Genomic DNA, 17,225 nt, shown 5'->3' with positions numbered 1-17,225 from the left:
AGTAACGGAGCATTGTACGGGCGGGATCCGGCGACGTACAGACGTGTGGCGGCTCTGAGGCGGGGAGAGCATAGCTCCCCTCGTGTTTATGGGGCTTGCTGCGTGTCTTCGGTGGTTGAAGGTGTTGCACCGCCGCGACGAACTTCCTGATACCAATGCAGGGCAATCAGCACCAGGGTGGGAACGCCCATTATCGCCGTGGCAATAAAGAACTGATGGTAACCGAACTTCTCGACCATCACCCCCGAATAGCCGCCGATCAGCCGTGGCAGTAGCAGCATGATCGAGCTGAGCAGGGCGTACTGAGTGGCGGAGAACTTCAGGTTGGTCAGGCTCGACAGGTAGGCGACGAATGCCGAAGTCGCCAGGCCCGAGCTGAAGTTGTCCAACGAAATGGTGGCGATCAGCATCTTCAGGTTCGGTCCCATGTCGGCCAGCAACATGAACAGCAGGTTAGTGCCAGCCGAGGTGACGCCGCCGATAAACAGGATCGGCAGGATGCCGAAGCGCACGATCAGCAAGCCGCCCATGCCAGCGCCCAGCAGGGTCATGATCAGACCGAAGATCTTGCTCACTCCGGCGATCTGGTCCTTGGTAAAGCCCTGGTCGATGTAGAAGACGTTGGCCATCACCCCCATCACCGTATCCGACATCCGGTAAGTGGCAATCAGCCCGAGCAGCAGCAGGGCTTGCCAGCGATAACGGAGGATAAAGTCGTTGACTGGCGTGAGCACCGGCGCCAACCCGCGTCGCCCCAGGTTCGATAGGCACAGCACCGTCAGGGTGGTGTAGAGGATAGCGCGCAGAAAGGCGCGATCTTCGAGGAGCAGGTCGAGCAAGCTGACGTCATGGAACAGCACACCGGCGAAGTCGGTGTTGTAGAGCTGGGTGAACATCGCCGGCACCGAGACCAACAGAATGATCAGCACGAATACCGAGGTCAGTTGATGCATGAAGCTGTAGCGCCCCGCGGACAGTTGGGTACGCAACGGCACCGGCGGTTCGCGCATGAAGAAAGTGGTGAGTAGCGCAGGGATCATCAAGACGCCAAACAGCACATAGGTGCCGGTCCAGGCCGAGTGCTTGTAACTGAAACCGGTGGAGCCGAAGCCTTCGGCGAAAAACAGGGCGCCGGCGGTGGCCAGCAGGGCGGCGACCCGGTAACCGGACATATAGCTGGCAGCCAGAGCGGCCTGCTGGGTGTCATGGGCGATTTCCAGGCGATAGGCGTCGACCGCGATGTCCTGGGTGGCGGAGGCAAAGGCGACGAGCACGGCGATTGCGATCAGCCAGGACAAGTGTTTCTGCGGATCGCAAAAGCCCATGCCGATCAGCCCTAGAACAATCAGGCTTTGTGCCAGAACCAGCCAGGAGCGACGCCGACCCAGCTTGCCGAGCAGTGGCAGGCGCCATTGATCGAGCAAGGGCGACCAGACCCATTTGAAAGCGTATGCCAGGCCGATCAGGCTGGCATAACCAATGGTTTCGCGGGCTACACCGGCCTCGCGCAACCAGACCGAAAGCGTTGAAAATACCAACATATAAGGCAGGCCGGCGGCGAAACCGAGCAGCAACAGCACTAATGTCGAGGGGCTGGCATAGGCGGCGAGCGCGGCGCGCCAGGTTTTACGGGGCATGGGCTGGAATCTGCCTCAGGGTTGACGGAAACAAAGCGCGCACTCTAACCGCTGTGCTCTATCGGACGCCAGCCATGACGCTTGATATCGACACGATTGTTCAGGACGCTGAGGCCTTCGGTGCGCAGCCGGGCCCGTTGTTCGTCGCCGGATGGGCTGCCGACCGGTAGACTGATCCGACCACCGGCACCCAGTACGCGGTGCCAGGGCAGGCGGGTGTCGGCCGGCAACTGACTCAAGGTCCGCCCCACCCAGCGGGCCGCCCGACCGAGTCCGGCGAGTTCGGCCAGCTGACCATAGGTGACCACCTTGCCTTCAGGCACTTGGGCCAGGGTCAGGTAGAGGGCCGTACGCCGCATCTGGGCGGGGCTTTCACTGACGGTTTCTTCGTTCACGGGGCCATTCCTTTGAGTGGTTTTTGCCTCTATCAAGTCAGAGATTTCCGCTTATTGAGAGTAATTGTTGAACTTGACTCCTGTTTGCTCGGTCGGTCCTTGCTCGGGCGTTATCCGCCGGGATAATGCCGGTTTTTTTTCGCCAACCTGAGTCTTGTGTTGTCTATGTTGTCCAGAATCCTATTGTGCCTCGCTGTTTTCAGCGCCTCTACGCCTTTGCTGGCCGATACTGTCTGGTTGAACAACGGTGATCGCCTGAGTGGCAAGATCAAGCTGTTCGACGGCGGCAAACTGTTGGTCCAGACCGATTATGCCGGAGTCGTTGCAGTTGACTGGGCTCAGATCAAGACCCTGGAGAGCGATCAGGAGCTGCTGGTCAAGCAGGACGCCTACAGCGGTGAGAGGGCCCGGTCGTTGCTGGCCGCCGACACCGGCAAGGTGATCCTGGCCAATGGCCGAGCCTCGAAAACAGTGGATCTGGACAGCATCCAGCAGATCGTCAAACCCAAGCCGGTGATCGCAGACCTGGTCTGGAAAGGCAATGTCGATGTGGCCTTGGATTACAAGCGTGCGGAAAAAGATACCGATGACTACGACATCGACTTCAAGACCACGGCCCGCCATGGTGCCTGGAGGCATCATGCGCAAGGAGAATACAACCGCGAGTTCCAAGACAATCTAGTCATCACGGATAACTGGGGTATCGAGTATGCCCTTGACCGTTTCATCACCGAGCAATGGTTCTGGCAGGGGCGCCTGAGCTACAAACGCGACCGGATCGAGGACTTGTCGCGCCAGCGCACTGTCGGTACCGGTCCGGGTTATCAATTCTGGGATAATGAGTTAGGCGCGTTCTCCCTGGGTTCGTTGGTCAACAACACCCATTATGAATATGACGATGGCGAGAGTAAGACCTTCTACTCGTTGGGCATGAAGTGGGACTATAACCGTTACTTGGTCGGCAAGACCGTAGAGTTCTTCACCAGCGGCGAGGTAGGCTGGCCGTTGAACGGGCCTTCTAAATACGCTCTGGATGCCGACATGGGCCTGCGCTACAGAGTCACCGAATGGGCGTCGTTGAACCTCAAGGCTGAACGCGACATTGTGAATGGCGACGACGACACCCGATTAAACCGAACCCGCTACACCGTCGGGTTCGGCGTGGCCTGGTAAGGGGCAGGAATGCTATAAGGCAAGCGGTGGATTTTGCATGAGGAGTCATAAGGTGAGTGTGGACGTTGCCAAAAATGCGCGAGCATTGTTGCTCAAGGAGTACCGGGGCGTGTTGTCAACGCATTCCAAGGCCATGCCTGGTTTTCCGTTCGGCTCCGTGGTGCCTTACTGCCTGGACGATCAGGGCCGCCCGCTGATCTTGATTAGCCGGATCGCCCAGCACACCCACAACCTGCGCAAAGACCCGAAATGCTCATTGCTGGTGAGTGATCGAGAAGCCGAGGATGTCCAGGCGGCCGGTCGCCTGACCTACCTGGCCGAGGCGGAGAAACTCGTTGAATCCGCGGCTATCGAAGCCGCCGCCGAGCGCTACTACCGCTACTTTCCGGACTCGGAGAACTACCACAAAGCCCACGATTTCGATTTTTGGGTGCTCAAGCCGGTACGTCACCGTTATATCGGTGGCTTCGGCGAGATCCACTGGCTTGACCAGGTGACCTTGGCTAATCCGTTTGCCGGCAAGGCGGAGGTGAGTATGGTCGAGCATATGAACAGCGATCATGCCAAAGCGATCGCTCACTATGTCGACTTGGCGGGATTGCCACGTATCGCGCCGGCCCAACTGGCGGGAATCGACACGGAAGGGATGCACTTAAGGGTCGGTCAGGGGGTGTATTGGCTGGCCTTTGAAACACCTTGCAACACGCCGATGGAGGTTCGCCAGGCCTTGGTTTCCTTGGCCCATGCGCAGTTTTGGCCGAAAAAGCAAGCGGCCGAGGCTTGAATTCACGGAGGGTTGACGTCATCTGATGTCTACTGGAAGGCATTCTTCCGTAGAGGAACCATTTGATGCGCGCTTTTCTATTGCTCTTTCTGCTGTTTCCGGTGCTAGAGCTGTATGTGTTTTTTCAGGTCAGCACGGCTATCGGTTTTTTCCCGGCGCTGGCCCTGATCATTCTTGGCTCGGCACTCGGTGTACTGGTCCTGCGGGTCGCTGGCCTGGCTACCGCGTTTCGGGCGCGCGAAAGCCTGAGTCGTGGTGAACTGCCGGCCCAGACCGTGCTTGAGGGCCTGATGCTGGCCCTGGGCGGTGGCCTGATGTTGCTGCCGGGCTTTATCAGCGATGTGTTCGGCCTGCTGTTGCTGTTGCCGATCACCCGTCGACTGGCGGTCGGCAAGATGCGGCGACGGGCCGAGGAGCAAGCGATGCGCCAGCGAGCCTTTGCCGATGACCTGCAGACTCGCGGCCAGCCTAGCGCGGCACCGGCCAATGGCCGCCTGCCGAACGTGATCGAAGGTGAGTTCGAACACCGCGACTCCTAACCGATCGCCACTTCGCCACGCGACACCTTCGGGTGTCGTGTTCGTTTCTACAGGGACCGTTACCTGCAAAAAAAACCTCTTCCTGCCCTTGTAATTATCTTTGGCGCCCCTATGTAACGGTCACCGCAAGGTTTTTGGCGTAAATCGCCAAACAGTCTTTTGCGGTTCGCTCGTCGAGCCGCAACCGGCAACGCCGGATGTGCTAGCAGGCCGGTATTGATACTGGCTGTGGAAAACCATAAATAACTAGGAGAGATCGACAATGAAGCTTCGTCCTCTGCATGACCGCGTCGTCATCCGTCGCAGCGAAGAAGAAAAGAAAACCGCTGGCGGCATCGTCCTGCCAGGTTCGGCTGCCGAGAAAGCCAACAGCGGTGAAGTTCTCGCTGTAGGCACTGGTCGCGTTCTGGACAACGGTGAAGTGCGTGCGCTGGCCGTGAAAGTGGGTGACAAGGTTGTGTTTGGCCCTTACTCCGGCAGCAACACTGTGAAAGTAGACGGCGAAGACCTGCTGGTAATGGCTGAGAGCGAAATTCTCGCTGTTATCGAAGGCTGATTCCCGCTCATTTTTCCCGTTACCACAAAGTATTCAAGGAATTACGATCATGGCTGCTAAAGAAGTTCTGTTTGGCGACTCCGCCCGTAAGAAAATGCTCAAAGGCGTCAACGTCCTGGCTGACGCCGTAAAAGCCACCCTGGGCCCGAAAGGCCGTAACGTGATCATCGAGAAGAGCTTCGGCGCTCCGACCATCACCAAGGACGGCGTTTCCGTTGCCAAGGAAATCGAGCTGGAAGACCGTTTCGAGAACATGGGCGCGCAGTTGGTCAAGGACGTTGCTTCCCGTGCCAACGATGACGCTGGCGACGGTACCACCACCGCCACTGTCTTGGCCCAGTCGATCGTCAACGAAGGCCTGAAGGCTGTTGCTGCCGGCATGAACCCGATGGACCTCAAGCGCGGCATCGACAAGGCAACCATCGCCATTGTCAAGGAGCTGAAGTCGCTGTCCAAGCCTTGCGCCGACACCAAGGCTATCGCTCAGGTAGGTACCATCTCCGCCAACTCCGACAGCTCCATCGGCGACATCATTGCCGAAGCCATGGAAAAAGTCGGTAAAGAAGGTGTGATCACCGTTGAAGAAGGCTCGGGCCTGGAAAACGAACTGTCGGTTGTGGAAGGCATGCAGTTCGACCGTGGCTACCTGTCCCCGTACTTCGTCAACAAGCCAGACACCATGGTTGCCGAGCTGGATAGCCCGCTGATCCTGCTGGTGGACAAGAAGATCTCCAACATCCGCGAAATGCTGCCAGTGCTGGAATCGGTTGCCAAGGCCGGTCGCCCATTGCTGATCGTAGCTGAAGACGTCGAAGGCGAGGCCCTGGCGACTCTGGTTGTGAACAACATGCGTGGTATCGTCAAGGTCGCTGCCGTCAAGGCACCGGGTTTCGGCGATCGTCGTAAAGCCATGCTGCAGGACATCGCTGTCCTGACTGGCGGCACCGTTATCTCCGAAGAGATCGGTCTGAGCCTGGAGAGCACCACTCTGGAGCACCTGGGTAGCGCCAAGCGCGTGACTCTGTCCAAGGAAAACACCATCATCGTCGACGGTGCTGGCGTACAGAGCGATATCGAAGCGCGTATCGCCCAGATCCGTGCCCAGGTTGCCGAGACTTCTTCGGACTACGACCGTGAAAAACTGCAAGAGCGCCTGGCCAAGCTGTCCGGCGGTGTTGCTGTGATCAAGGTCGGTGCCGGTTCCGAAGTTGAAATGAAAGAGAAGAAAGCCCGCGTTGAAGACGCTCTGCACGCAACCCGCGCAGCTGTCGAAGAAGGCGTGGTGCCTGGCGGTGGCGTGGCGCTGATCCGTGCTCTGGAGGCACTGACCGAGCTCAAGGGCGACAACGCTGATCAGAACGTCGGTATTGCTGTACTGCGTCGCGCTGTTGAAGCGCCACTGCGTCAGATCGTTGCCAACTCCGGCGACGAGCCAAGCGTGGTTGTGGATAAAGTCAAGAACGGTCGTGGCAGCTTCGGCTACAACGCTGCGACTGGCGAATACGGCGACATGATCGAAATGGGCATCCTGGACCCCACCAAGGTGACTCGTTCGGCCCTGCAGGCTGCGGCGTCGATCAGCGGTCTGATGCTGACCACCGAAGCGGCGGTAGCTGATGCGCCGAAGAAAGATGCTCCTGCTGGCGGCGGCATGCCAGACATGGGCGGTATGGGTGGTATGGGCGGCATGATGTAAGCCACCGCTCCCGTACACAAAACCCCGCCTGCAGTGATGCAGGCGGGGTTTTTTTCATGCGTTCTCGCTGCCCTGTAGGCGCGAGCCAACTACTGAAAAACCGAGGGTGCAGGCTTTATATTGGGATGCACGTGTAACGGTTAACCCTCCTCGCGAGCAAGATCGCTCGTGCGATGAGAGCGGTTTACGCCTGACTCAGCGCTCACTTAACTGTGGAGCCGTCTCTTTGGGAGTCTTCCAGCTCAGCAATTGCTGTTTGAAGTCATAGCTGGCGGTCTGATAGTAGGTGATTGCGCGCTGGATCAAACGGTCGTCGCTATCTACACGCAACTCCTGACTCTCACCCAGGGCTTGGTCGTGACGACGCAGGCCCAGGCGCGGGCTGAGAATTGCCAGGTCCTTGCCATCAAACAACCCCAGATGTTGATAGTTGCCGACCAAAACCCGAGCGGGCAACGGATTGTCTTGCAACAGGTTCCGGCCAAAAAACGTCGATTCGTAGCTCAGATTGATCAGCCCCAGCAAGGTTGGCGCAAGATCGATCTGGCTGGCTAATTGCGCTGTTTCCCGAGCCTCGACCAGCTTCGGCGCATAGATGAACAGGGGAATCTGATAGTTGCTGATGGGCAGGTCTTCCTTGCCCGCGCTGCCGGCGGTATGGTCGGCGACAAAGACAAAGATGGTGTTATCGAACCAGGGCTTCTGGCGTGCGGCCTCAAGGAACTCACCGATGGCATAGTCGGTGTATTTCACCGCTCCATCGCGACCGTGGCCGGACTTGATGTCGATACGATCATCAGGATAAGTATAGGGGCGATGGTTGGAGGTGGTCATCAGTTGTAACAAGAACGGCTGCTGCTTGGCGTAGTCAGCATCGGCCAGCTTCAGCGTCTGTTGGTAGAGATTTTCATCGGCCATGCCCCAGGCATTTTTGAAGGAAATCTCCGATTCAGGCACGCTGCTCTGATCCACGACCCGATAACCGTTACCGCTGAAGAACGCGTTCATGTTGTCGAAGTAGCCGCGCCCTCCGTAGACAAACACGCTGTCATAACCGATGGCACTGAGTTGCTGGCCCAGGCTGGCGAAGCCGCTTTCGCGGCCAATGCGCTTGACGATCGAGCGCCCCGGTGTCGGTGGGACGGCCAGGGTGATGGCTTCCAGGCCGCGGTCGGTGCGAGTACCGGTGGCGTAGAAATTATTGAAATATAGGCTTTGCTGGCGCAGTGCATCAAGATTGGGCGTGAGGTCGCGCCTATCGCCGTTGCTGCCCATATACTTGGCGCTGAGACTCTCGATGGTCACCAGTATGATATTGGGCGTGCGCAGCGTGCCGGGGTTGGTGATGGCGCGACGGATGTCCAGGGGATCGTTGCCGATAAAACGGGCATTGGCTTCGCTGAGCTCGGCGTGCAATTGCTTGGCTACCACGTCGGTCGGCAGGCTTTTGTAGAACTGCGAGTAATCCAGTTCGTTGTTACGAAACGCGGCAAAAAATTGATAAGGACCGTTGCTTGCCAGTTCATTCTTGTAGGCGTTACCGCCTTGGGCGCGCGGGCTGTCCTGGCTGATCAGTTGCAGGCAGAGGCCGGCGACCGCCAACAAGCTCAAGGCATTGAGCAAGCGACCACGTGTTGTCGGCAATGGCGAATCCATCGCGCGGTTAAAGGGTTGGCGCAGGGTCCAGCTCAAGACCACGGCCAGCACCGCCAACAGGCTCAGCAGTTTACCGATTGGGTAGGACTCCAGCAGGTTATTCAACACCTCATCGGAGTACACGAGGTAGTCGACGGCAATGAAGTTGAAGCGCACACCGAATTCATCCCAAAACAGCCATTCCGCCACCGAGGTGAACAGCATGGTGAACAGGCTGACGGTGAGTACCACCTGCAGGAACCAACGGTGGCCACGCCGACGCCAGAGCGCGGTTGGGCACAGCAGCAAGTACAGTCCCAAGGGGAGGGCGGCATAGACCAGGAAGGTCAGGTCATAGAGCAGACCCACCCCAAATACCGGCAGCAGGTTGCCGCCGACTTCGCCCAGATGGGTGATCAGCAATACACTACGAGTGAGCAGGAAAACGGATAACCAGGCACCGGTTATCAATAGCAAATAGCGCATTGGCGCTGTTTTGGAGAGACCCATGTCGATGTTTCTTATATCAAAGAAAGCGCGATATTGGCTCTGACGCTGTCGTTAGTTTGTGAAGCTATAGTGAAAAACTCGTTCAGCCTCGAAATCGGTTGAAAACCCTTATCGATGGGGCTCTCAGGCCTATCCCTGAGCCACACTTGGCCTTAAGCTGCGCGAGCCATCATGGCCGTTACCGCGTACGGAGACAGTGCCCATGCGAATTTTATTGGTTGAAGACAACCGCGATATCCTGGCCAACCTGGCGGATTACCTGGGTCTCAAAGGCTATACCGTGGACTGTGCGCAGGACGGCTTGTCGGGTCTGCACCTGGCCGCAACCGAGCATTACGATCTGATCGTGCTCGATATCATGCTGCCTGGGATCGACGGCTACACCCTGTGTAAACGTTTGCGCGAGGATGCCCGGCGCGACACGCCGGTAATCATGCTGACGGCCCGTGACCAGCTCGATGATCGCCTGCAGGGCTTTAAGTCCGGCGCCGATGACTACCTGCTCAAACCCTTCGCCCTGTCGGAGTTGGCGGCGCGTATCGAAGCGGTGTTGCGTCGTGCCCAAGGTGGCGGTCGGCGCGCCTTGCAGGTGGGTGACCTGAGCTACGACCTGGATACCCTGGAAGTCACCCGCCAGGGGCGTCTGCTCAAGCTCAATCCGGTCGGTTTGAAGCTGCTGGCGGTGCTGATGCAGAAAAGCCCGCACGTATTGCGTCGGGAGATTCTTGAAGAGGCGCTCTGGGGGGACGACTGCCCGGACAGCGACAGCCTGCGCAGCCATGTGCACCAGTTGCGCCAAGTGATCGACAAACCGTTCGACAAGCCATTGTTGCAGACCGTGCATGGTGTCGGCTACCGCCTGGCTGAGGGCCGTGATGGAGTTTAAGCAGAGTCTTGCCCAGCGCATCATCATTGCCTTTGCCTTGATGAGCGCGTTGGTGGCGGGTGCCTTTGCCCTGGGCATCGTGGCCACGGTTCACCTGGTCGAGGAAAAACTGATCTCCGCCGGCCTGGGCGGCGATCTACAGCGCCTGCTGCTGATGGACAGCGTGGGGGACTGGAGCCATCGACCCGAACCCGACCAGTTGTTCTACTACAGTGACGGCAAAGGCGATTTCGAGCTGCCCAAGGATTTGCGCCATCTCGATCCGGGGTTTCATGAGGTCTTTCGCGAGCAATCGTCCTATCACGCGATGGTTGAGGTGGTTGACGGTCGGCGCTATGTACTGCTGCAGGACCAGAGTGACTTCGAGGAACGCGAGCGGGTGCTGTTCGCGGTGGTGCTCGTGGGATTTATCCTGGCCCTGGTCCTGGCGGTGTTCCTCGGCTGGGTTCTGGCCCGACGAGTGATGGCCCCGGTAGTGCGGTTGGCCCGCCAGGTTCGGCATCGCGACCAATTGCTTGGACTTGCGCCGCCTCTTGCGCCTGACTACGCGGCGGACGAAGTGGGTGAGCTGGCGGTAGCATTCGATGCGACGCTGGGACGCCTGCGCCGGGCCTTGACCCGCGAGCGGCTGTTTACCAGCGACGTCAGCCATGAGCTGCGCACGCCGCTGATGGTGCTGGCCAGTTCCTGCGAGCTGTTGCTGGAAAACCCCGCGATCGATCAGCGCGGTCGTAATCAGGTCGAACGTATCGCTCGGGCCTGCGAGGAGATGCGCGAGTTGGTGCAGACCTTCCTGATGCTGGCTCGTGCCCAACGTGAGGACGCCAGCATGTCGCCACAGGTTTCGCTCAAGCTGGTGGCCGAGGACCTGGTCGGCCTGTGGCGTGCGCCTGTCGAGGAGAAAGGCCTGAAGCTGATCTTCAATCCAGGCGATCCCCTGGATGCACGTTACAACGCCACGTTCCTGCACGCGGTGATGGGCAATCTGTTGCGCAACGCCCTTCATTACACGGAGCAGGGCTTTATCCGCCTGACACTTGAGTCGACGGGATTTGTTGTCGAGGACAGCGGTGTCGGGATTCCGGAAGAAAAGCGCGAGGCGATGTTCCAGCCTTTTGTGCGTGGCGATGAGAGACGCGGTGAAGGCTTGGGGCTCGGGCTTTCGCTGGTGCAGCGGATCTGCGAGAACCAGGGCTGGTATGTCAGTCTGACGACCATGCAGCCTAATGGTTGTCGCTTCCATGTAGACCTGGCACGACCTACTGCTTGACTCTCGGAGCGCCCGGTTTCTTCAGGGCGGCGACCTCGTCGATGTTTACAGATATGGCCCTGAGCCATTATTTTCGGCTTGTAAAGTTTTGTAATGCTTTGTTCGAGACAGAACAAAATTTTCACGAGGGGACGACCTGTCACTGACACGCGCCTACCTACTGTGGCTATGTTGGCTACAGGAGATGGTGATGAATTCCCCGATAAAACTTGAATTTTCCGATAAATACGACGACAAACATGCGGAGCAGTATCTGCTCAAGCACAAGAACAGTTTGGCTCGTCGATTGTCCCATAAGCGTGATGAGCAACTGGTGCGTGCCGCGTTAGCCCTGGCTGGCGAGCCGGGCCTGGTGCTTGACTTGCCGTGTGGTGCCGGACGGTTCTGGCCACTGTTGGCGGAGAAACCCAACCGGGTGATTATTGGGGCCGATAACTCGGCGTCTATGCTGGAAACCGCGCTCAACGCGCAGCCGGTCGAAGTGGTCAAGAGGATACGACCGCTGCAAACGTCGGCATTTGATATCGAGCTGCCCGATAATGCCGTCGACAGCATTTTTTGCATGCGTCTGCTCCACCACGTCGGCGAGGCGGCGCACCGGATGGCGTTGTTGGAAGAGTTTCAGCGGGTCACCCGCGATAGCGTAATCGTTTCACTTTGGGTCGACGGCAACTTCAAGGCCTGGCGGCGTCGGCGATTGGAGCGTGAGCGCCAGGCCGACGAGGCGCGGGACGGTTATCAGAACCGTTATGTGCTGCCTACCGCTAAAGTAGAAGAAGAATTCAGGCAAGCGGGCTTTCGTATCCAGGAGCATCTGGATTTTTTCCCGCTCTACGCCATGTGGCGGGTTTATATATTGCGCAAGAGGTAGCAGGATGGCCGTTGAGTACGTATTGCACGCAAAAGATGTCACCGAGGATCGCTTCGAGTATTTCTGGCAACAGAAAGGCGAATGGGTGGAAGAGCCCAATCAGCGTCGAGGCGGGGAAAGTGGTGTCCAGCGGGTGGTAGGTGCGAGCGGTCGACTGTTGTATGTGAAACGCCAGGTGGGGCATACCTACCGAAGCCTGTTGCATCCCTTTGGTCGTCCAACGGTCCTGCGCGAACTGGCTGCGCTGAAGAGCTTGCGCATGCTGGATGTGGCGGTGCCTGAACTGGTGTTCTGTGGTGCCCGGCGCGAAGGTGAGGGGGCATGGCAGGCGCTGCTGGTCACGGCGGCGCTGGACGGTTTTCTCGAGATCGAGAACTGGTATGCCGAGGGCGGTCGTGAGCGCCATGGCGAAGTTTTGCATGATCGTGTGCTGCAGGAATTGGCCAGCACCTTGGCGCGGATGCATCGCGGTCGCTGGCAGCACGGCTGCCTGTATTTCAAGCACGTGTTTGTCCGGGTCAGTGGCGAAGGTGAGTCGGCAACCGTCGAGGTCGCCCTGTTGGATCTGGAGAAGGCTCGTCAGCGATTGAGTCGTCGGCTGGCGGCGGACCATGACATGAGACAACTGCGGCGCCATTCGTCGTGGAATGAAACGGACTGGAACAAGCTGAGCTACTTTTACGATATGGCGTTCGGCAGCACCATCAAAGGTTTACAGCGATGAAGTTAGAAATAGCTCGAGGTTTGTTTTTACTCAGTGCACTGGCCATTGCGTCATTGGCGCTGGTGGTTTGGGAGCAACCGGGAACCCAGATACTCAGCAAGGCTGATGGCACAGGGCATTGTCCCTTGCCGCGGGTGGCCAAAGCCGGCGTCGAGGTCAGGCCTGATCATGATTTGCTGTTGTTTATGTTTGGCCTTTCCCAGGGAGCGAAGCCGCAAAGTTGAAGAACCATTGCCGTCCTCGAAGGCCTCGTGATTCACGAGGCTTTTTCTTTATGTCCCGCTAGTGCCTTGCCGAAAGACACGCGTTGTGGCCTGCGGGCATCGCTCACGGCGATGATGGGCCACCCTGGCGAGGCGCTTACGCTCCGTCAGGGTATTACGGGTCAGACTGAGGCCTATCGTCGGTTGCTGCTCGATGCCCGCTGTCACTGCGCGCACTTACTCCGCGTTGCTTCCTATTTAGCGTTGCAAAGGGCCAGGCAGTTATCCAGCATGCGATTGGAGAAGCCCCACTCGTTGTCGTACCAGGCCAGGACCTTGAGCAGCTTGCCGCTGGCCTTGGTGTGATTGGCGTCGAAGATCGACGACAGTGGGTTGTGGTTGAAGTCGCCGGAAACCAGCGGCAGCGTGTTATAGCCGAGGATCTTCGAGTGCTGGCTGGCTTCCTTGAGCAGCGCGTTAACCTCGTCAGCGCTGGCTTCGCGCTTGAGCTGCACGGTCAGATCCACCAGCGACACGTTGATCACCGGCACGCGCACGGCCATGCCGGTGAGCTTGCCCGCCAGTTCCGGCAGCACCAGGCCCACGGCTTCGGCAGCGCCGGTCTTGCTGGGGATCATGTTCTGAGTCGCCGAGCGAGCGCGGTACGGGTCGGTGTGGTAAACGTCGGTCAGGTTCTGGTCGTTGGTATAGGCATGGATGGTGGTCATCAGGCCGCTTTCGATACCCAGCTCACGGTGCAGCACTTGAGCCACCGGGGCTAGGCAGTTGGTGGTGCACGACGCGTTGGAGATGATCTGGTGCGACTGGCGCAGGATGTCATGGTTGACCCCGTACACCACGGTGGCATCCGCGCCCTTGGCCGGTGCGGAAATAATCACTTTGCGAGCGCCGGCGCTAATATGCGCGGCAGCCTTGGCACGGTCGGTGAACAGACCGGTGCATTCGAACACCACGTCGATTTTCTCGGCGGCCCAGGGCAATTCGGCTGGATTGCGGATCGCGCTGACCGAGATGCGGTCGTCGTTGACGGTCAGGCTTTCATTGTCATGCTCCACGCTAGCATCGAAGGTGCCGTGGACAGTGTCGTACTTGAGCAGGTGGGCATTGATGGAGCTATCGCCCAGATCGTTGATGGCGACGACCTGCAAGTCCTGGCGGTAACCTTGGGTATAGAGTGCGCGCAGGACATTGCGGCCAATGCGGCCAAAACCGTTGATTGCGATTCGTAGCGTCATGAGGAAAGCGCCTGTCGTAGCTTTGTTGTTGGAATTACAAGATTATTCGCATAAAAATAGAAAACAAGCCTTTTTAGTGGCAATATTTTGTTTTATCTACAACGAGTGACCTGAATCAACAGGTCCAGATGATTGAGAAGCCCTTCCCTGCGAGGCTTTCGATCAGCTTGGAAGTACAGGTCGTCATATCCGTTAGCCTGGAGTTCTACACATGCATCCCCGCGTTCTTGAGGTCACCGAACGGCTTATCGCCCGCAGCCGCGCCACCCGCGAGGCGTACCTGGCACTGATTCGCAGCGCCGCCAGCGACGGTCCGATGCGCGGCAAGCTGCAATGCGCGAACTTCGCCCATGGGGTGGCTGGGTGCGGCAGCGAAGACAAGCAAAGCCTGCGCATGATGAATGCCGCCAATGTGGCAATTGTTTCGTCATATAACGACATGCTCTCCGCACACCAGCCTTATGAAACTTATCCGGAGCAGATCAAGCAGGCGTTGCGTGAGATTGGCTCGGTTGGCCAGTTCGCCGGTGGCGTGCCCGCCATGTGCGATGGCGTCACCCAGGGCGAACCGGGCATGGAACTGGGGATCGCCAGCCGCGAAGTGATCGCGCTGTCGACCGCCGTGGCGCTGTCCCATAACATGTTCGACGCGGCGCTGATGCTCGGCATCTGCGACAAAATCGTGCCGGGCCTGATGATGGGTGCGCTACGCTTCGGTCATCTGCCGACCATTTTCGTCCCAGGTGGACCGATGATCTCGGGCATTTCCAACAAGGAAAAAGCCGACGTCCGCCAGCGTTACGCCGAAGGCAAGGCCAGTCGCGAAGAGCTGTTGGAGTCGGAAATGAAGTCCTACCACAGCCCTGGCACCTGCACGTTCTACGGCACTGCCAACACCAATCAGTTGTTGATGGAAGTCATGGGCCTGCACTTGCCGGGCTCGTCCTTCGTCAACCCGAATACCCCGTTGCGCGATGCCCTGACCCGCGAGGCGGCGTTCCAGATCACGCGCATGACCAAGCAGAGCGGCAACTTCATGCCGATCGGGGAAATCGTCGACGAGCGGTCGCTGGTCAACTCCATCGTCGCGTTGCATGCCACCGGCGGTTCGACCAACCATACCCTGCACATGCCGGCTATTGCCCAGGCGGCGGGCATCCAATTGACCTGGCAGGACATGGCCGACCTCTCCGAGGTGGTGCCGACCCTGTCCCACGTGTACCCGAATGGCAAGGCCGATATCAACCACTTCCAGGCGGCGGGCGGGATGTCGTTCCTGATCCGCGAACTGCTGGAGGCCGGCCTGCTCCACGAAAACGTCAACACCGTGGCCGGCCATGGCCTGAGTCGCTATACCCAGGAACCGTTCTTGCAGGACGGCCAATTGGTCTGGCGCGAAGGCCCGATTGAAAGCCTCGACGAAAACATTCTGCGTCCGGTGGTTCGCGCGTTTTCCCCTGAAGGTGGCCTGCGGGTGATGGAAGGCAATCTTGGTCGTGGTGTGATGAAAGTCTCTGCGGTGGCCCTGGAGCACCAGGTCGTCGAAGCGCCGGCGGTGGTGTTCCAGGACCAGCAGGATCTGGCGGACGCGTTCAAGGCCGGCCTGCTGGAAAAGGACTTCGTGGCAGTGATGCGTTTTCAGGGCCCACGTTCCAACGGCATGCCGGAGTTGCACAAGATGACCCCGTTTCTCGGCGTGCTGCAAGATCGCGGCTTCAAGGTCGCGCTGGTGACCGACGGGCGTATGTCCGGCGCCTCGGGCAAGATTCCGGCGGCGATTCATGTTTGTCCCGAAGCCCATGTGGGCGGCGCGTTGGCGCGGGTACGGGACGGTGACGTGATCCGCGTCGACGGGGTCAACGGGACGCTGCAGGTGCTGATCGATGACGCCGAATTCGAAGCGCGCGAGCCGACAATCGGTCTACTGGGTAATAATACCGGTTGTGGCCGCGAACTGTTCGGCTTCATGCGCATGGCCTTCAGCTCGGCGGAGCAGGGCGCCAGTGCGTTCACTTCGGCCTTGGAGACCCTCAAATGAAATTGGCCTTGGTTGGCGATATCGGCGGTACCAACGCCCGCTTCGCCGTGTGGAAAGACAACGGCCTGGAGTCGGTCAAGGTGCTGGCGACCGCCGATCATGCTTGTCCGGAAGACGCCATCAAGGTCTACCTGAGCGAGCTGGGACTGGCATTGGGGGCAATCGGCGCGGTGTGCCTGTCGGTGGCCGGTCCCGTGGGCGGCGACGAGTTTCGCTTTACCAACAATCACTGGCGCCTGAGCCGCAAGGCCTTTTGCGCTACCTTGCAAGTCGATGAGTTGTTGCTGGTCAACGATTTCTCGGCGATGGCCCTGGGCATGACCCGTCTTGAGCCCGGTGACTTTCGCGTGGTTTGCGAAGGCACTCCGGAGCCGCTGCGGCCCGCCGTGGTGATCGGCCCGGGAACCGGCCTGGGAGTCGGGACTTTGCTGCACCTGGGCGACGAGCGCTTCATGGCGCTGCCCGGCGAGGGTGGGCATGTCGACCTGCCATTGAACAGCCCACGCGAAATCCAGCTCTGGCGGCACATTTATGATGAGATTGGGCATGTCAGCGCCGAGGCTGCGTTGAGTGGCGGTGGGCTGCCGCGAGTCTATCGGGCCATCTGCGCGGTGGATGGACACACGCCGCTGCTGGAGACGCCGGAAGCGATCACCGCTGCGGGACTGGCGGGCGACCCGATTGCCCTGGAAGTGCTGGAGCAGTTCAGCTGTTGGCTGGGGCGGGTCGCGGGTAACAATGTGCTGACCACGGGCGGCAGGGGAGGCGTGTATATCGTCGGTGGCGTGATTCCGCGATTTGCCGATTTTTTTGTCAAGAGTGGCTTTGCCAGAAGCTTTGCCGACAAGGGCTGCATGAGCGACTACTTCAAGGGCATCCCGGTGTGGCTGGTGACAGCGCCGTATTCCGGGCTGATCGGTGCGGGGGTGGCGCTACGGCAGGCTGTTGCGCACCGATCCGGTTCTCACAGCGTCCCGACAAGCCCGCTCTTGGCCTGACTTGAGATCGACCGACATCCAAGGCCGGTTTGCGAAAGCATCGGTTCACGCAAC

The 17,225-nt window shown here is 59.0% G+C and carries 16 protein-coding genes; 12 read left to right on the top strand and 4 right to left on the bottom strand.

Annotated elements, in window-relative coordinates; genetic code table 11:
- Positions 1-86: 86 nt before the first annotated feature.
- Both AWM79_RS09550 and AWM79_RS09545 read right to left on the bottom strand, forming a co-directional pair.
- On the bottom strand, positions 87-1,637 hold the full coding sequence (locus AWM79_RS09550) for an AmpG family muropeptide MFS transporter (protein WP_017131654.1): 1,551 nt from the start codon (positions 1,635-1,637) through the stop codon (positions 87-89).
- A 44-nt stretch (positions 1,638-1,681) separates the two neighbouring features.
- The gene (locus AWM79_RS09545; protein ID WP_218165327.1) at positions 1,682-1,996 is read right to left on the bottom strand and encodes an MGMT family protein; all 315 of its coding nucleotides are present in this window, start codon (positions 1,994-1,996) and stop codon (positions 1,682-1,684) included.
- Positions 1,997-2,197: 201 nt separating this feature from the next.
- Between AWM79_RS09545 and AWM79_RS09540 the strand changes: the two genes are divergently transcribed.
- The 5 genes from AWM79_RS09540 (at position 2,198) to groL (ending at position 6,780) form a co-directional block, all read left to right on the top strand.
- Entirely contained in the window at positions 2,198-3,205 is a 1,008-nt protein-coding gene (locus AWM79_RS09540; protein WP_060782694.1) for a DUF481 domain-containing protein, read from the top strand.
- Between the two features lie 52 nt (positions 3,206-3,257).
- Positions 3,258-3,989 (top strand): HugZ family pyridoxamine 5'-phosphate oxidase, encoded by a 732-nt coding sequence (locus tag AWM79_RS09535; RefSeq protein ID WP_017131651.1) that lies wholly within the window; start codon positions 3,258-3,260, stop codon positions 3,987-3,989.
- 65 nt (positions 3,990-4,054) lie between these two features.
- Positions 4,055-4,528 carry an FxsA family protein gene (locus AWM79_RS09530; RefSeq protein ID WP_017131650.1) on the top strand — a complete coding sequence of 158 codons (474 nt, stop codon included), beginning with the start codon at positions 4,055-4,057 and terminating at the stop codon, positions 4,526-4,528.
- A gap of 262 nt (positions 4,529-4,790) precedes the next feature.
- On the top strand, positions 4,791-5,084 hold the full coding sequence (locus tag AWM79_RS09525) for a co-chaperone GroES (RefSeq protein ID WP_017131649.1): 294 nt from the start codon (positions 4,791-4,793) through the stop codon (positions 5,082-5,084).
- A gap of 49 nt (positions 5,085-5,133) precedes the next feature.
- The gene (gene groL / locus AWM79_RS09520; RefSeq protein WP_017131648.1) at positions 5,134-6,780 is read left to right on the top strand and encodes a chaperonin GroEL; all 1,647 of its coding nucleotides are present in this window, start codon (positions 5,134-5,136) and stop codon (positions 6,778-6,780) included.
- A gap of 195 nt (positions 6,781-6,975) precedes the next feature.
- Here the strand turns inward: groL and AWM79_RS09515 are convergent, their stop codons facing one another.
- Positions 6,976-8,925, bottom strand: coding sequence for an LTA synthase family protein (locus AWM79_RS09515; protein ID WP_060782693.1), 1,950 nt, complete (start codon positions 8,923-8,925; stop codon positions 6,976-6,978).
- 202 nt (positions 8,926-9,127) lie between these two features.
- Between AWM79_RS09515 and colR the strand changes: the two genes are divergently transcribed.
- The 5 genes from colR (at position 9,128) to AWM79_RS09490 (ending at position 12,900) form a co-directional block, all read left to right on the top strand.
- Positions 9,128-9,811 carry a two-component system response regulator ColR gene (gene colR / locus AWM79_RS09510; protein ID WP_017131646.1) on the top strand — a complete coding sequence of 228 codons (684 nt, stop codon included), beginning with the start codon at positions 9,128-9,130 and terminating at the stop codon, positions 9,809-9,811.
- Positions 9,801-11,081 (top strand): sensor histidine kinase, encoded by a 1,281-nt coding sequence (locus tag AWM79_RS09505; RefSeq protein WP_017131645.1) that lies wholly within the window; start codon positions 9,801-9,803, stop codon positions 11,079-11,081. Before colR ends, AWM79_RS09505 begins: the two co-directional genes overlap by 11 nt.
- 190 nt (positions 11,082-11,271) lie before the next feature.
- Complete coding sequence (locus tag AWM79_RS09500; protein ID WP_017131644.1) at positions 11,272-11,952, top strand: class I SAM-dependent methyltransferase; 681 nt, start codon at positions 11,272-11,274, stop codon at positions 11,950-11,952.
- Positions 11,953-11,956: 4 nt separating this feature from the next.
- On the top strand, positions 11,957-12,676 hold the full coding sequence (locus AWM79_RS09495; RefSeq protein ID WP_017131643.1) for a lipopolysaccharide kinase InaA family protein: 720 nt from the start codon (positions 11,957-11,959) through the stop codon (positions 12,674-12,676).
- Positions 12,673-12,900: a hypothetical protein gene (locus AWM79_RS09490; protein WP_017131642.1), complete on the top strand. Its 228-nt coding sequence runs from the start codon at positions 12,673-12,675 to the stop codon at positions 12,898-12,900. The genes AWM79_RS09495 and AWM79_RS09490 overlap by 4 nt, the downstream gene beginning before the upstream one ends.
- A gap of 233 nt (positions 12,901-13,133) precedes the next feature.
- Here the strand turns inward: AWM79_RS09490 and gap are convergent, their stop codons facing one another.
- Positions 13,134-14,135, bottom strand: coding sequence for a type I glyceraldehyde-3-phosphate dehydrogenase (gene gap, locus AWM79_RS09485; RefSeq protein ID WP_060782692.1), 1,002 nt, complete (start codon positions 14,133-14,135; stop codon positions 13,134-13,136).
- Positions 14,136-14,346: 211 nt separating this feature from the next.
- On the opposite strand from gap, the gene edd reads away from it, so the two are divergent.
- On the top strand, positions 14,347-16,173 hold the full coding sequence (gene edd / locus AWM79_RS09480) for a phosphogluconate dehydratase (RefSeq protein WP_060782691.1): 1,827 nt from the start codon (positions 14,347-14,349) through the stop codon (positions 16,171-16,173).
- Entirely contained in the window at positions 16,170-17,171 is a 1,002-nt protein-coding gene (locus AWM79_RS09475; RefSeq protein WP_060782690.1) for a glucokinase, read from the top strand. Before edd ends, AWM79_RS09475 begins: the two co-directional genes overlap by 4 nt.
- Positions 17,172-17,225: the final 54 nt, after the last annotated feature.

The organism is Pseudomonas agarici (genome assembly GCF_001543125.1).
Lineage (GTDB): Bacteria > Pseudomonadota > Gammaproteobacteria > Pseudomonadales > Pseudomonadaceae > Aquipseudomonas > Aquipseudomonas agarici.
This window is presented reverse-complemented; position numbering and strand designations above follow the sequence as displayed.